Below are 14,832 nucleotides of genomic sequence, written 5' to 3'. Positions count from 1 at the left end.
GCCTCGGCAGCGGCGAGCGCCGCCTCGATACCAGAATCGATGACGGCCATCTCGCACCCCCTCTGACCAGCGACGTCAACGCCTCTTAGAACGTAAAACCGACACTACCCGGGGGGTATGACAATCCCGCCAATCCGATTTCACAGCACTCCGCCTGAGCCGATACGCAACTTGCCGAATGCGTCCAGACCCCCTTCCCCGTCGCCTCCAAATTGGATACAGTCATGTATCGAGCGTCGCGATAGATCACGAGGAGGACCGCATGAGCGATTCGGCACGCACGGCCGTCCGCGACAAGCCCGCCACTCGCAATCGTGCGAATACCCGACAGCGCCTACTTGACGCAGCTCAGAATGTCTTCGCCACCAACGGCTTTGGCCGCAGCACCGTGGAAAATGTCTGCGAGCGGGCCGGATTCAGCCGTGGGGCGTTCTACTCCAACTTCGACTCATTGGACGAGCTGTTCCTCGCCATGTGGGAATCGCAGTCCGAGCACCTCATCGCCACCCTGCGCACGGCTATCGAGGCCGAATCCGGCAAGCCCAAAGAGCCCACAGTGCACGACGTGATCGCGCGCATCCTCAACGCGATCCCAGTCGACGACCACTGGTACCGCATCACCGCGGAGTTCTCGGCACACGCGCTGCGAAACCCTCCACTGCTACGCGCCATCGCAGCCCGCGAGCAGGCCATCCGCGAGACGCTGCTGCCCATCATCATCGAGCAGCTCGCCCATTTCGGCATGAAAGTCGATGAACCCCAGATGCTCGGCCGCGCCCTTGTGGCCATGCACGACGGCACCACCATCCAAGCCTTAATGGAACCTGGTGAAAACACCTACCGCACAGAGCTTTTCGCTCGACTGATCCTCAGCTACAGCAGCCCAGAGCGCAATACCCCAGACCGCAATACCGAAGTGAAGGAGTGAGCATGTCCGTTGACGCCGATGTGATTGTCGTGGGGGCCGGGCTGGCGGGACTCGTCGCCACCTATGAGCTGGTCAAGGCCGGCCGCAAAGTCCTCGTGGTGGACCAGGAGAACTCAAACAACCTTGGCGGCCAGGCATTCTGGTCGCTTGGCGGGCTGTTCATGGTCAACAGCCCCGAGCAACGACGCATGGGCATCAAGGACTCCTACGACCTGGCGATGCAGGACTGGCTGGGCTCCGCCGGTTTCGACCGGGAGCGCGAGGACCACTGGGGCCGGCAGTGGGCGCAGGCCTACGTGCAGTTCGCGGCAGGCGAGAAGCGCGCGTACCTGCATGCGCTGGGCATGCGCTTCATGCCGACGGTCGGCTGGGCGGAACGCGGCCGCGGCACCGCGCTGGACCATGGCAACTCGGTCCCCCGCTTCCACATCGCCTGGGGCACAGGACCCGAGGTCGTTCGCGTGTTCCGCGAGCCCGTGCTCGCGGCGATCGAGAAGGGCCTGGTCACGTTCAAGCACCGCCACCAGGTCGATGAGCTGATCGTGGAGAACGGCACGGCGGTGGGCGTCAGAGGCACCACCTTGGTCCCGTCAGCAGAGTCCCGCGGCATCAAGTCCAGCCGGGAAGCGGAGGGGCAGTTCGAGTTTCGCGCTCAGGCCGTGATTGTCACCTCCGGCGGCATCGGTGGCAACGCGGAGCTGGTGCGCAAGAACTGGCCCGTCGAGCGCCTGGGCCGGATGCCCGACCGAATGATCTGCGGCGTGCCCGCCCACGTCGACGGCCGGATGTTGGAGATCGCCGAGAACGCCGGCGGCCACATCGTGAACCGCGACCGGATGTGGCACTACACCGAGGGGATCATCAACTGGAACCCGATCTGGCCGGACCACGCCATCCGCATCATCCCCGGCCCGTCGTCGCTATGGCTGGACGCGACAGGCAAGCGCCTACCGGCGCCGCTGTTCCCGGGCTTCGACACCCTCGGCACGCTCGAGCACATCTTGAAGACGGGCCACGACCACAGCTGGTTCATCCTGACGCAGTCGATCATCGAGAAGGAGTTCGCGCTCTCGGGCTCCGAGCAGAACCCGGACATGACGGAGAAGGACCTCAAGCTGCTGCTCGGCCGCGTCGGCAAGGGCGCGCCCGCACCGGTGGAGGCGTTCAAGAAGTATGGCGAGGACTTCGTGGTGCGCGACAACCTGCGCGCGCTGGTCGACGGTATGAACGCCATCGGCTCGGGCCCCACCTTGGACTACGACCAGATCGAGCGCGAGGTGGTGGGCCGCGACCGCGAGCTCGACAACTCGTACTCGAAGGACTTGCAGCTGATGGCGGTGCGCAATGCGCGAAGTTACCTGGCGGACAAGGTGACCCGTGTCGCCAAGCCCCACAAGCTGCTCGACCCGGCACACGGTCCCCTGATCGCGGTGCGCCTGCACCTGCTCACCCGCAAGACGCTCGGCGGCCTCGAGACCAACCTCGACTCGCAGGTCATCCAGCCCGACGGCACACCATTCGAAGGCCTCTACGCGGCGGGCGAGGTCGCCGGCTTTGGCGGCGGCGGCGTGCACGGCTACAACGCGCTGGAGGGCACTTTCCTCGGCGGCTGCATCTTCTCGGGCCGCGCGGCGGGCCAGGCACTGGCGCGTGACCTCGGCTGAGGCTGGGGCTGGGCAGCGGACCAGTCAACAGCGCGCTAATCGGGCAGCCACGCCCCGTGCAGTCCTGCGGGGACCCGTTGCGGGAGCTTGACTCTCGCAACGGGTCCCGACGCGGGATCGTCTGCGGGGAAGACCAGGAACCAGCTCTCCAGGTCCTTTCGGCCGGTGGCGATCATGCCCCAATAGTCGGCTGCCCCGGCTGAGAGGTAGATCGGTTCACCGATAGCCAGATCGCCCGAGTCCCAGTGGGTCTCGACGCCGGTGTCGGTGTCAAACCAGTACGCACGGTCGGCGTCGCCGGACACCAGATCCTGTATCCCGCTCTCCCCCACCAGCGCCGCCGTGCGGTGTCGCAGGGTCAACAGGGTGTCGTCGATCCGCGGGAATTCCATGTCGGCCTGGGCGATGACCTCGCGGCTGATCCGCCCGGTCATCGGATCGATACGCGCCCGGGTCAGGGCGCTGAGGTTGGGCAGATCGGATTCCGCGACGAAGCCCGCGCGGGTCCACTCCACGTAGTCCAGCACGATGGAGCCGTCCGTGTCCTCGTAGGCGTTGACGGTGTGCCACAGCCAGAATGCATCGGTGACGCCCCACCGGACGGGGCTGCCGTCGCGGGGTATGACCGCCACTCGCGTGCCCACCTCGGGCTTCCACTGCAGGAGCGAACCGCCCGTCATCATGGCGGCCATGTCGAAGTACAGCGGGCCCAGCAGCAGCACCACATAGTTCGGCGTCAGCGCCATGTCGTGGATCATCGATGGCTGCTCGACGCCGGGGACCGGCGTGGGGCCTCTGGTGACGGCCCCGTCCGCGCCAACCACCGACCACATCAGATAGGGCGGCTCGAGCATGTAGCAGAACGAGACCATCTCCCCGGTGCTGGGATCGATCTTTGGATGGGCGGTCATGCCGGCCGGCAATTGACCGGCGAAACTCTCCCGGCAGACCGTGTGCAGATCGACCCCGTCGAGCAGGAACGGCGGTGCCGATTCGGCCAGCGCCAGCAGGCGGCCGCCATGCCGCACCACATTGATGTCCGGCAGGTCGCGGGTGGTCCCGGCAAGCTCGTCCCCGACGGTGGCCGGATCCGGGAAGTACGGATCGAGGATGCCGGCCCACAGCGCTCGGCCTGCCTTCTCCTCCGCAACCACGGCAGGAGTGCGGACAAAGCGATTGGAATACGACGCTCGACCATCACGGAAAGTCAGCCGATGCACCATGCCATCGCCATCGATGGGATACAGGTAGGTGCCCAGCGGATCGAACCGCGGGTTCTCGCCGTTGCGGAGATAGCTTCCGGACAGGCCCGCGGGCAATGTGCCGACGATCTGCAGGTCGGCGGCGTCTATCTCAAGCCGCTGCGGGGCGAAGACTCCGGCAAGATGCGGGTGGCTGTCCATATCGATGACAGCCGGGGCGTGTGGAGCGTTCATGGCGATCCCATCCGCTGATGGAGCGTTTACAGCATCACTCCGCACGCTACGCCTTCGCCGAGGATCAATCAGGCTATTTAGGCGATCGCAACACTATGATCGGGTGTCGCGGCGCAGCGGGTGGTCGGCGGGGACCTCGACCAGCACGATGAGGACGCCGTCGGGGTCGGCCAGCCACATCTCGTGCAGGCCCCAGGGCTCGATACGAGCGTCGCGCACGATGTCCACACCACCTCGTCGCAGTTCCTCCTGCACCGCCACCACATCCCGCACCTGCAGCCACAACGCCCCGCTGAAACCAGTCCCGGCAGAGCCGTCGTGCCCGGCGACCTCGATCAGCGACTGGCCGGCATAGAACACCGTGCCGCCCGGATATTCGCGGGCGATCGCCAGGCCCAGCGTCTCCCGGTAGAACGCGAGCGTCGTCGGGTAGTCCGCCGGCCGCAGGATCACGCGGCTGCTCAGGATTTCCATGATGGACCTCTCTCTGAATGGGGCAGCCTCACCCAAGAAGCTGCAACACGTTCTACTATGGCCCAGACCACCGAACACGAGGAGCAGCCCGTGCGATTCACCTATGCCGACGCCATGACCGATCCCGCCTTTTACGTTCCACTGGCCAAGGCCGCCGAGAATGCCGGCTACCACTCCTTCGCCGTGGCCGACAGCATCTGCTACCCCGAGGTATCGGATTCAACCTATCCGTACACGCCCGACGGCAGCCGCGAGTTCCTGGAGAACAAGCCGTTCGTCGAGACCTTCATCCTGACCATGGCGATGGCCGCAGCGACGGAGCGGATCCGCTTCACACCCTTCGTCCTGAAGCTGCCGATCCGCCCGCCCGTGCTCGTCGCCAAGCAGGCCAGCTCGCTCGCCTACATGTCGGGCGGCCGCCTCAGCCTGGGCGTCGGATTGAGCCCGTGGCCGGAGGACTTCGAGGTGATGGGCGTGCCGTTCGCGCGCCGCGGTAAGCGCATGAACGAGGCCATGGAGATCATCAAGGGCCTGACCACCGGCGAGTACTTCGAATACCACGGCGAGATCTACGACGTGCCGTCGATCAAGATCAACCCCGTCCCTGCGCAGCCGATCCCACTGCTGGTGGGCGGGCACAGCGACGCGGCACTGCGTCGGGCGGTGCGCTTGGGCGATGGCTGGATGCACGCGGGCGGCCCGCCGGCAGAGTTCGACGCCCTCCTCACCCGCCTGAACGAGATCCGCAAGGAGGAGGGCAAGGAGAACGACCCGTTCGAGATCCACGCCATCTCCGGCGAGGCGTTCACAGTCGACGGCGTCAGGCGGCTCGAGGACAAGGGCGTCACCGATGTCATCGTCGGGTTCCGCCTGCCCTACCAACTCGAACTCGATCAGCAGCCGCTTGCGGAGAAAATCGCCGCGCTGGAGGGTTTCGCCGAGCACATCATCGCAAAATGCGGCTAACCGCCAGCGCAAAGTGAAAAATGCCACAGCCATAGAACTGACAAACCCTTCCAACAGGCGCTAGCTTAGGTGTATGCAATTGCAAGCACCGCTGGCACGGGAGCTGATTAGGCGTTCCGTCGTGGTGTACGGCATCAGAATGATGCTGGGGCATTTAATCGGCGGCGTCGTCGTGTTCCTTCTTCTCCTGCTCGTGCTTCCGCTGCCCAGCGGGGTGCCACCGTTCGAGATGGACCGGCCTAACACCATCGGTTTCCTGATTTTCCTGCCGGTGGCGCTGCTGATGCTCGTCGGCGGCGGGGTGCTCGCCGCGCTGCCGATCATCACCTGGACAGCCCGCGGCGGGGACCCCACACCCCGGGAACGCCGGGCGGCGCTCATGCAACCGCTGCGCCAGCTCGGCGTGCACGTTGCCACCTGGCTCACCGGACTGATCATGTTCACCGCCTTGAACATGAACCTCGGCGCCGGCATGGCCCTGCGCATCGCCATCACCACCTTCATGGGCGGGGCCACCGCCTGCGGCATCGCGTATGTGATGGGCGAGCGCGAACTCCGCGGGCTCGTCGCCCGGGCGCTGCGCAGCGGCTCCGGCGACGACTGGCACACAGCCGGCATCACACCCCGGGTCCTCATCATCTGGTTCCTCAGCTCCGGCGTTCCGGCGCTCGGCATTGCCATCACGGCCGCGCCGCAACTGACCGGGTCCGGCCCCGAAGTCACCGGCGCCATCGGCCCCTCGGCCTTCGTGCTCGCCCTGATCACGCTCGTGGTGGGACTGGTCGGCATGGTCTACGTGGTGCGCACCATCGCGGACCCGGTCCGCCAGGTCAGCGAGGCGATGCAACAGGTCGGCGAGGGCCGCACCGATGTCCGCGTGTGGGTGTACGACGGCTCCGAGATCGGCCAGCTGCAGGCCGGCTTCAACCGGATGGTGGCGGGGGTGGCCGAGCGCGAGCTCATCCGCGACCTGCTGAACAAGCACGTCGGGGAGGACGTCGCGCGCCAGGCTGTGGAGCAAGGCACCGCCCTCGGCGGCGAGACGCTCGACATCGCCGTGTTGTTCACAGACATCATCGGCTCCACGGGGCTCGCCGAGCGGCTGCCTCCAAACCAGGTCGTCGGGATGCTCAACGAGTTCTTCCGCGTCGTGGTCGCCACCGTCGACAAGCACGGCGGATTCATCAACAAGTTCGAGGGCGACGCGGCCCTTGCCGTGTTCGGCGCGCCGGAGCCCCTCGAGGATGCCGCCGGCGCCGCCCTGCGCGCGGCGCGCGAACTCCGCGAGGAGATCGTCAAGCTGGGCCTCGCCGACGCCGGGATCGGCGTCTCCGCAGGCCCGGCCGTCGCCGGCTACATCGGCGCCTCCGACCGGTTCGAGTACACCGTGATCGGTGATCCGGTGAACGAGGCGGCCCGGCTGACCGACCTGGCCAAGCGCCGACCCAGCCGCGTCCTCGCCTCGCAGCGCACCATTGATGCCGCGGATCCTGCCGAGGCCGAGCAGTGGAAGCTCATGGAGCGCGTCTCGCTGCGTGGCCGCAAGGCCCGCACCCGCATCGCGGCACCCCGCCACTCCACCCGCCAGCGCGGGTTCGCCGTGGTCGACGGCGAATTCTCGCGCAGCAGCTGACGACCCTCCCTCGGCCACCCTCCACAACAGCACCGGTGACGTGCATCACAACGGGAATGACTGGGGCTCCCCCTAGGTTCTAGATACTTGAAACTTCAATACATTCGGAGGAAACAACATGACTATTGCTCTCGCGAACACGGGTCTCGTAGCCGGCACCTGGAACATCGACCCCACGCACTCGACCGTCGGCTTCGCAGTCCGGCACCTAGTCGTGTCCAAGGTCCGCGGCACGTTCGACGACTTCACCGGCCAGATCACCATCGCCGAGGACGGCACCCCGTCCGTCGTGGCCGACATCAAGGTCGACTCCGTCAACACCCGCAACGAGGGACGCGACGGCCACCTCAAGAACGCCGACTTCTTCGAGGCCGAGAAGTTTCCCGTGGCCACCTTCCGCTCCACCTCGGTCAAGGCCAAGGGCAGCGACTACGTCCTCACCGGCGACTTCACCCTCCACGGCGTGACCAAGGAGATCGACCTGGATCTCGATTTCCTCGGCGCCAACCCCGGCATGGGCCACGGCCCGGTCGCCGGCTTCGAGGCTTCCACCGTGATCAACCGCCGAGACTTCGACATCTCCATCGACATGCCCCTCGAGGGCGGCGGCGCGGTCGTGGGCGACAAGATCACCCTCACGATCGAGATCGAGGCCGGCCTGCAGGCCTAAAGCTTGGGGCCCCACCTCGGCCCCAATCGACCGCGCGCGACGCCCCCACCCGGGCCGTCGCGCGCGGTCCTCGTTGCGGGACCTCTACGGTATAACGCGTGAGAAGATATGTGCTGCCGCTGGCCCTCCTGGCCGACGTCGTCCTAATAATCGTGTTTGCCGCCATCGGTCGCCGCACCCACGAGGAGGCCAACGCGCTGCTCGGCGTGCTGGACACCGCCTGGCCATTCCTGGTGGGACTGGCCGTCGGCTGGGTGATCTGCCTAGCCGCCCGCAGGCCCGCGCCCTGGACCGCCCCCGGCGGCATCGTCATCTGGGTCGCCACGGTCGCCGTCGGGATGGCCTTGCGCCAGGCCACGGGCGGGGGCACCGCGCTGGCCTTCATCATCGTCGCCACCTGCTTCAATCTGGCGACACTTGTGGGTTGGCGTCTGCTCGGTGCGGTTGCGCTGCGCAAGCAGGCCACCCATGGAAAGATCCAGCCATGAGCCCCATCGAGGCTGAGGTCGTCAGCCAAGAGAAGCCGCCGCACGACCGCGCATTCTTCGGCCATCCGCTGGCGCTGACGAACCTGTTCGGCGTCGAGATGTGGGAACGCTTCTCGTTCTACGGCATGCAGGGCATCCTGCTGATCTACCTGTACTACTCGACCACCGACGGCGGCCTGGGGATCGAGCGCGGCACCGCCGCCGGGATCGTCGGCGCCTACGGCGGACTCGTCTACATCTCCACGATCCTCGCCGCCTGGATGGCCGACCGCGTCCTGGGCGCCGAGCGCACCCTGTTCTACAGCGCTTTCCTCGTGATGACCGGCCACATCGCGCTAGCCGTGATCCCGGGGCTCACCGGCGTCGGCATCGGCCTGATCTTCATCGCGCTCGGCGCTGGCGGTGTCAAAGCCAATGCGACCTCCCTGGTTGGCGACCTCTACGACGAGCACGACGTGCGCCGCGACGCCGGCTTCTCGCTGTTCTACATGGGCATCAACATCGGCGCGCTCGTCGGCCCGCTCATCACCGGCGTGGTGCAGACCTCGTTCGGCTTCCACATGGGCTTCGCCCTGGCCGCCGTCGGCATGGGCCTGGGCCTCATCCAGTACACCGTGTTCCGCAAGAACCTGCACGGCGTCGGCTCACGGCCCCTCGATCCGCTATCCCGACAGCTCAAGCTGTATTACGGCGGGTCCGCGGCGGTGTTCGTCGCGATCGTCGTCGCGCTCGCGGCTGCGGGGGTCATCAATGCGGAGAACCTCTCGGACATCACCGTCGGCGTCGCCACGGTCGCCGCCATCATCTACTTCCTCGTCATCCTCACCAGCCGCCAGGTCGACTCGGTCGAGCGCAAACGGGTCTACGCGTTCATCCCGCTGTTCATCGCCAGCGTCGTGTTCTGGTCGCTGTTCCAGCAGATCTTCACCGTCATCACCATCTACGGCGACACCCGGCTGAACCGGAACCTGTTCGGCTGGCAGTTCCCGGTGTCCTGGGTCCAGTCGATCGAGCCCGTCTGGGTGATCGCCGGAGCCGGCGCGTTCGCGGCGCTGTGGACCAAACTCGGCCCGCGGCAACCGTCGAGCCCCATGAAGTTCGCGATCGGCACCGCTGGCATGGGCGTGGCATTCCTCGCGTTCCTGCTGATGCCGCCCGGGGTCAACACCGCACCGGTGATTGGGCTGATCATCATCATGGGCATTTTCGCGGCCTCGGAGCTGATGCTCTCCCCCATCGGGCTGTCCCTGGCCACCAAACTCGCACCGAAAGCCTTCCACACGCAAATGGTGGCGCTGTTCTTTCTGTCGGTCGCGATGGGCACCGCGTTGTCGGGCTCGCTGGCGAAGTTCTACGACGAGGCCAACGAGACGCCGTACTTCCTGATCCTGGGACTGGTCGCGATCGCTGTCGGCGCCGTGCTCGCCGCGGCGACCCCTGCCATCAAGAAGCTGATGGGCGGGGTGACGTAGCCCGCGCTTGCCTCCTCGCGGACCGTCCAATAGCTCACGGACCCTGCATCGTTGGCGAACCACAAAACGGTTCGCGAGGACGGGCAGGCTCAGCCGACCAGCAGCACGCCGCCCAGCGCGATCCCGGCCACCCAGACCGTCGCGGCCGCGGCCAGGATGAACGGCCTCGGCCCAACCTTCCTCATCGTCGCCACCTGCACCCCCGCGCCGAGGGCGAACATCGCGGCGGTCAGCAGCGCGGTGCCGCAGAACTTGGCGATGTCGAGCACGCTGTCCGGCACCACGCCCGTGGAGCGCACCAGCACCAGCGCCAGGAACATCGCGACGAACAGCGGGACCAGCGGCGGGCGCTTGGACTCACCGGCCACCGCCCCCTCTGCGACGGCACGCCGACGCATCACCAGGCCCAGCACAGTCAGCACCGGTGCGAGCATCAACACGCGGGCCAATTTCACCACGACCGCGACAGCCAGCGCACCGCCGCCGATGGCGCCACCTGCGGCCACCACCTGGGCGACCTCGTGAATCGAGGCCCCCGCCCACATGCCCGCGTCCTCGTCGCCGAGGCCGAACGCGGCCGCGAGCAGCGGAACGGCCAGGATCATCAACGTGCCGAACACCACCACCAGCGCGATGGCGGTGACGGTCTCCTCCTCCTCGGCGTCGATCACGCCGTCCGCGGCGGCCACGGCGGCGGCCCCGCAGATGGAGAAGCCGCAGGCGATGAGCACGCGCTGGCTCCAGGACAGTCCCAACCTGGCTCCGAGCCACATCGTGCCGAAGATCCCCAGCACCACCACCGCCACGACGACAGCGATGACGCCCCAGCCCAGCGCGAAGATGTCCCCGAGCACCAACTGCAGGCCCAGCAACGCGACACCGACGCGCAGCAGCCGCTTCGCCGATAGCGCCAGGCCGGGCGTCAATGCCGCGGGCAGCGACACCGTGTTCGCCAGGAGGGCGCCCGCGAGGATCGCGATCAACAATGGGCTGACGGCCGGCACCAGCGCGTTGAACAGCATCGCGGCGGCAGTCGCCACGAGCACGAGGCCAAGGCCTGGCAGTATCGAGGCCGCCGACGTCTGTGCCCGGTCCCGCCGGGGAAGGATGATCATTCGTCTAGCCTGGCCGCTCCCGTGCACTCCCGGTAGCCGCCAATACCGGATCAGCTCATGCGTGATTGATATGGTGAGCGGCGCAGGCATACTGTTCTGATATGGACCTGCACCCCCCGCCCAAGACCACGGACTGGCCCGACCTCGCCGTCCTAGAACTCCTCGTGGGCATCGATGAACACTCCAGTCTGGGCGCGGCGGCCCGGCGTGTCGGCATGGCACAGCCGAACGCGAGCAGGCGGGTCAAGGACCTGGAACGCCGCCTCGGGCTGCCGCTGCTTGAGCGCAGTGCCCGCGGCTCCCGCCTCACCCCGCAGGGCACTGTCATCGCGCACTGGGCTCGCGAGGTCCTCGCCGACGCGGCCCGACTGCTCGACGCGGCAGCGGCGCTGCACCTGGAGCGGACGAGCGAGTTGGAGATCGGGGCCAGCATGACCGTGGCCGAACATCTGGTGCCCGCCTGGCTCGGCGAGTTCCGCGCGGCCCACCACGACGTGCAGATCCAGCTGCGGGTCGAGAACTCCCGCGAGGTGATCGAACGGGTCCTCAGTGGCGAGCACGACGTCGGCTTCGTCGAGTCGCCAACCGTGCCCACCTCCGTGCACTCCATCCCGGTGGGCCAGGACCGGCTGACAGTCGTGGTGCATCCGACGCATCCCTGGGCGAGGTTGCGCCGCCCTCTGTCGGTTGCCGAGCTGGCGGCCACTCCCCTGGTGGTGCGTGAGGCGGGCTCGGGCACGCGCACGACGCTCGACGTGGCACTGCACGAGTACGAGCGCCCCGCTCCCCTGCTCCAGCTCGGCAGCAGCGCGGCGGTGCGCACAAGCGTCCTCGCGGGTGTGGGCCCCGCAGTGCTCTCCACGCTGGCCACCGCGCACTGGATCACCACCGGCGAGCTCCACGAGGTCCAGGTGGAGAGGCTGGACCTGCGCCGCACTCTGCGCGCGGTGTGGCGCGGCCCCCAGCAGCTGGAGGGCCCGGCTGGCGAGCTCGTGAATCTAGCCCGTCGATCCCGACTGCCCGCGTACTAGGCCGGGTCTACAGCGGGGGTCGCGCCAGCGCGCGGAGGAACTGGTCCGCGACGATCACCGCATTGCTGGTGCCGTCGGTGGCCCCGACGAACACGGCGAACGCCAAGTCGCCGGTGATGCCGATGAGCCAGCTCGGCGGGTTCTCCGCATCCGACTCCACCTGCCCGGTGAGAGCGTTGAGGCCGGAATGCGCGCCGAGCACGGTGAGCGCGCCGGTCGCCACGGAGTCCGCCATCAGCCGCCGGTAGTTGTCACGCAGCTCGCCCGGCAGCGCCTCCGTGGGACCTGTCACCTCGCCCGCGTCGCCGGTGAACAGCGCGGGGCTGGGCAGCTTCCCGTCGGCAATTGTCGTCGCCGCGACCGCCATGCCATACGCGCTGGCCACGGGTTGTCCGTCGTCGCCGATCTTGCCGGTGGTGGCGGTGAAGCCGGGCAGCGGCAGATCGACGCCGAGGCCGATCTGCCGGGCCGCCTTCTGCACCTGCTCAGCCGAGGTGGGGTCCACCCCGCCCGCCCGCAGGAACGCGCTGAAGATCGCGCCGGGCGGCTCCAGCCGCTGCAAGCCCACCTGCCCCTCGACGTCCGCCTGGCTGTTCTGCGCCACCGCGAGGACCTGCCCCGTCGAGGGCCGGAATGCCACCAGTGCGGCGGGCTGCCCGACGCCGACGACGCCGTTCACGGCCGAGAGCTGCACGTGCGAGTCCAGGTTCACGCCGAGGTCGGGCGGCGGCGGGCCCTGATGTCCGGCGACCTGGTTCACAACCCCGCCGGGGCCGGTGATGGTCACGGCCCAGCCGGCGGTGTTGTCCCGGGTGGCCTGCCAGCGCCGCGCGATGTCGCTGGTGACCGGCGACGCCAAGTTCGGGTTGGCCAGCACCAGCTTCGGCACCTGCTCCACGCTGACGCCCGGGATCGCGCGGATCGAGCCCTCGAGGATCGCGAAGTCGGGACCGCGCAGCGCGACGGCGTCGACCGGCCCGGACTTCGAGGAGGCGCGGTCGATCAGCACCTGCGCGGTCACCAGCGGCGCCACAGGCACGATGACGGCGGCCAGCCGCCGTGCGCTGTCCTCGAGATCAGGCGTCTGCGACGCGTCTATCCGCACCTGGTTGACGGTCTGCTCCGCCATGTATGGCTGGCCGTTCGCGTCGAGCACTTTCGGCGGCGCCGCATCCGTGCGAATCAGCTGCACCGTCTGACCGGCCTTGAACTCCGGCACCAGCAAGTCTGGCGCCCACGCGAGACGCCACCCGATCGAGAGCTGCGTCATCGTGCTGTCGGTGGTGTACTCCCAGGTGCGGTCCTTGCCGAAGTCCCACTTGGCCCGCAGGCTCACATTGCCGGAGCCACCGCCCGTGCTGGACGCCTGCTCCACCTCGAACCGCACGTCATCGGCGGGCAGCCCCGCCAGCATCTGCTCGATCACCGGCCGTGCGGCGGCCGGGTTATCAGTGAGGTTCGCCGCGGAGGCCGCGTTGCCGCTGTTGATGGCGGCGACAAATTGCCTGGCCACGTTCTCCACCGACGTCTCGCCGCCGCCGCATCCGGCAAGCACCAGCAACAGCGCAGACATGGCCGCCATCCCGCCCAACCACGCCCGCCGCCCACTGGGACTGCCCTGACCGCTCTCTCGACTGATCCGCACAAGCTCGATTGTCCTATGGCGGCACAGTTTGTTCGGCACCGGCTCGCAGTCGTGGCCTATTCGACACTCAGCCGAGCGGTTCCCACTCAGCCGAACGTGGCGTCCAGCGCCTGCCGCAGATCCGCGATAATGTCGGCCGCATCCTCGATACCCACCGAAAAGCGCAGGTGGCCCCACGTCTTGAACTCGGGCGGGTAGGCGGCCACGCGCGGCCCATCGCCGGAGACGTGCACAATGAGCGACTCGTCGTGGCCCAGCGACACCGCCGAGGTAATCAGCCGCAAGTTGCCAACGAACCGGTTCATCGTGTCTGGGTCGCCCCGGACCGCGAACGCCATCATCCCGCCATACCCGTCGGACATCTGCCGCGCGGCCAGCTCGTGCTGAGGGTGCGACGCCAGCCCGGGATATGCGACATAGGCGATGCGCGGGTCCGCCTCGAGAAACTCGGCGGCGGCCTGGGCGTTGGCGCAGTGCTGGCGCATCCGCAGCGGGAGCGTGATGGCGCCCCGGCCGATCAGCCACGCGTTGAACGGGCTGATCACGCCGCCGACATCCACCATCGCGTCGGCCTTGATGGGCTCGATGAGCTCCTTGGCGCCCAGGACCGCGCCGCCCATCGCGTCGCCGTGCCCGTTGATGTATTTGGTCAGCGAGTGCACCACCAGGTCCGCGCCGAGCTCTAGCGGCCGCAGCAGCAGCGGGGTCGCGAAGGTGGAGTCCACCGTGACCAGCGCGCCGGCCGCGTGGGCGATCTCGGCGATGGCCCGCACATCGGTGAGCTTCGTTGTCGGGTTCGCCGGGGTCTCAAGGTGCACCAGCTTGGTCTCCGGCCGCAACGCTGCCCGCACCGCGTCGGGGTCGGAGGTGTCCGCGAACGTGGCCTCGATGCCGTATTTGCGCGGCAGGAGGTCCGCGAACAGGCGGAAGATCGCCTCATAGCTGACGTCGGAGACCACCACGTGGTCCCCGGACTTGAGGTGCGTGAAGAACACCGCATGCAAGGCGGCGACACCGCTGGCGAGGACCACCGCATCCTCCGCGCCCTCGAATGCCGCCAGTTTGCGCTGCAGCGCCAACTGATTGACCCCGCTGTTGCGCGTGTAGAACGGCACCTCGGTATTGGACCAGCTCATCTGCGAGGGGTCATATGGCAACGCGTAGGAGTTGGCCAGCACCAGCGGCGTGCGGACGGCCCCGGTGCCCGGGTCGATGTCGTTGCCCACGTGCACCGCGGTGCTCATCGGACCAAGCTGACCTGCCTGCTCTTCCCCTGGGATTTTCACCATTCCAACCTATGCCTGGAGCGG

General features: G+C 67.7%; 13 protein-coding genes. 8 read left to right on the top strand and 5 right to left on the bottom strand.

All coding sequences use genetic code 11. The features are described 5' to 3' along the window. The first annotated feature begins 262 nt into the window (after positions 1-262). Complete coding sequence (locus TBIF_RS13615; protein WP_024795349.1) at positions 263-928, top strand: TetR/AcrR family transcriptional regulator; 666 nt, start codon at positions 263-265, stop codon at positions 926-928. Between the two features lie 2 nt (positions 929-930). After that, complete coding sequence (locus tag TBIF_RS13610) at positions 931-2,592, top strand: FAD-binding dehydrogenase (protein WP_024795348.1); 1,662 nt, start codon at positions 931-933, stop codon at positions 2,590-2,592. 35 nt (positions 2,593-2,627) lie between these two features. Here the strand turns inward: TBIF_RS13610 and TBIF_RS13605 are convergent, their stop codons facing one another. Both TBIF_RS13605 and TBIF_RS13600 read right to left on the bottom strand, forming a co-directional pair. Continuing rightward, complete coding sequence (locus TBIF_RS13605; RefSeq protein ID WP_024795347.1) at positions 2,628-4,028, bottom strand: carotenoid oxygenase family protein; 1,401 nt, start codon at positions 4,026-4,028, stop codon at positions 2,628-2,630. A gap of 93 nt (positions 4,029-4,121) precedes the next feature. After that, a complete protein-coding gene (locus TBIF_RS13600; RefSeq protein ID WP_024795346.1) occupies positions 4,122-4,502 on the bottom strand; it encodes a VOC family protein in 381 nt (126 codons plus the stop codon). Positions 4,503-4,592: 90 nt separating this feature from the next. Here TBIF_RS13600 and TBIF_RS13595 point away from each other — a divergent pair, with 90 nt between their 5' ends. The 5 genes from TBIF_RS13595 (at position 4,593) to TBIF_RS13575 (ending at position 9,731) form a co-directional block, all read left to right on the top strand. Beyond that, complete coding sequence (locus TBIF_RS13595; protein ID WP_024795345.1) at positions 4,593-5,468, top strand: TIGR03619 family F420-dependent LLM class oxidoreductase; 876 nt, start codon at positions 4,593-4,595, stop codon at positions 5,466-5,468. Positions 5,469-5,541: 73 nt separating this feature from the next. Continuing rightward, complete coding sequence (locus TBIF_RS13590) at positions 5,542-7,101, top strand: adenylate/guanylate cyclase domain-containing protein (protein WP_084611704.1); 1,560 nt, start codon at positions 5,542-5,544, stop codon at positions 7,099-7,101. 118 nt (positions 7,102-7,219) lie between these two features. Further along, the gene (locus TBIF_RS13585; protein ID WP_024795343.1) at positions 7,220-7,771 is read left to right on the top strand and encodes a YceI family protein; all 552 of its coding nucleotides are present in this window, start codon (positions 7,220-7,222) and stop codon (positions 7,769-7,771) included. A 98-nt stretch (positions 7,772-7,869) separates the two neighbouring features. Continuing rightward, positions 7,870-8,259, top strand: coding sequence for a DUF3054 domain-containing protein (locus TBIF_RS13580; RefSeq protein WP_024795342.1), 390 nt, complete (start codon positions 7,870-7,872; stop codon positions 8,257-8,259). Continuing rightward, positions 8,256-9,731 carry a peptide MFS transporter gene (locus TBIF_RS13575; protein ID WP_024795341.1) on the top strand — a complete coding sequence of 492 codons (1,476 nt, stop codon included), beginning with the start codon at positions 8,256-8,258 and terminating at the stop codon, positions 9,729-9,731. The genes TBIF_RS13580 and TBIF_RS13575 overlap by 4 nt, the downstream gene beginning before the upstream one ends. 89 nt (positions 9,732-9,820) lie before the next feature. On the opposite strand, the gene TBIF_RS13570 is transcribed toward TBIF_RS13575, so the two are convergent. Continuing rightward, positions 9,821-10,846 carry a YeiH family protein gene (locus TBIF_RS13570; RefSeq protein ID WP_024795340.1) on the bottom strand — a complete coding sequence of 342 codons (1,026 nt, stop codon included), beginning with the start codon at positions 10,844-10,846 and terminating at the stop codon, positions 9,821-9,823. Positions 10,847-10,947: 101 nt separating this feature from the next. Between TBIF_RS13570 and TBIF_RS13565 the strand changes: the two genes are divergently transcribed. After that, a complete protein-coding gene (locus TBIF_RS13565) occupies positions 10,948-11,877 on the top strand; it encodes a LysR family transcriptional regulator (protein ID WP_024795339.1) in 930 nt (309 codons plus the stop codon). Positions 11,878-11,884: 7 nt separating this feature from the next. On the opposite strand, the gene TBIF_RS13560 is transcribed toward TBIF_RS13565, so the two are convergent. Together TBIF_RS13560 and TBIF_RS13555 are read right to left on the bottom strand one after the other, a co-directional pair. After that, positions 11,885-13,450 carry an NTF2-like N-terminal transpeptidase domain-containing protein gene (locus TBIF_RS13560; RefSeq protein WP_051461533.1) on the bottom strand — a complete coding sequence of 522 codons (1,566 nt, stop codon included), beginning with the start codon at positions 13,448-13,450 and terminating at the stop codon, positions 11,885-11,887. Positions 13,451-13,608: 158 nt separating this feature from the next. Further along, a complete protein-coding gene (locus tag TBIF_RS13555) occupies positions 13,609-14,766 on the bottom strand; it encodes a trans-sulfuration enzyme family protein (protein WP_038171111.1) in 1,158 nt (385 codons plus the stop codon). Positions 14,767-14,832 lie beyond the last annotated feature (66 nt).

Origin of the sequence: Tomitella biformata AHU 1821 (genome assembly GCF_000524475.1) — a bacterium.
Taxonomy (GTDB): Bacteria; Actinomycetota; Actinomycetes; order Mycobacteriales; family Mycobacteriaceae; genus Tomitella; species Tomitella biformata.
The sequence above is the reverse complement of the archived record's forward strand: the minus strand, read 5'-3'. Positions and strand labels throughout refer to the sequence as shown.

Excerpts from the sequence above, each read along its gene's own strand:
- TBIF_RS13610 (WP_024795348.1), top strand. The coding sequence starts at position 931 with ATGTCCGTTGACGCCGATGTGATTGTCGTGGGGGCCGGGCTGGCGGGA.
- TBIF_RS13605 (WP_024795347.1), bottom strand. The coding sequence starts at position 4,028 with ATGAACGCTCCACACGCCCCGGCTGTCATCGATATGGACAGCCACCCG.
- TBIF_RS13600 (WP_024795346.1), bottom strand. The coding sequence starts at position 4,502 with ATGGAAATCCTGAGCAGCCGCGTGATCCTGCGGCCGGCGGACTACCCG.
- TBIF_RS13590 (WP_084611704.1), top strand. The coding sequence starts at position 5,542 with ATGCAATTGCAAGCACCGCTGGCACGGGAGCTGATTAGGCGTTCCGTC.
- TBIF_RS13575 (WP_024795341.1), top strand. The coding sequence starts at position 8,256 with ATGAGCCCCATCGAGGCTGAGGTCGTCAGCCAAGAGAAGCCGCCGCAC.
- TBIF_RS13585 (WP_024795343.1), top strand. The coding sequence starts at position 7,220 with ATGACTATTGCTCTCGCGAACACGGGTCTCGTAGCCGGCACCTGGAAC.
- TBIF_RS13555 (WP_038171111.1), bottom strand. The coding sequence starts at position 14,766 with ATGAGCACCGCGGTGCACGTGGGCAACGACATCGACCCGGGCACCGGG.
- TBIF_RS13560 (WP_051461533.1), bottom strand. The coding sequence starts at position 13,450 with ATGTCTGCGCTGTTGCTGGTGCTTGCCGGATGCGGCGGCGGCGAGACG.
- TBIF_RS13615 (WP_024795349.1), top strand. The coding sequence starts at position 263 with ATGAGCGATTCGGCACGCACGGCCGTCCGCGACAAGCCCGCCACTCGC.
- TBIF_RS13565 (WP_024795339.1), top strand. The coding sequence starts at position 10,948 with ATGGACCTGCACCCCCCGCCCAAGACCACGGACTGGCCCGACCTCGCC.
- TBIF_RS13570 (WP_024795340.1), bottom strand. The coding sequence starts at position 10,846 with ATGATCATCCTTCCCCGGCGGGACCGGGCACAGACGTCGGCGGCCTCG.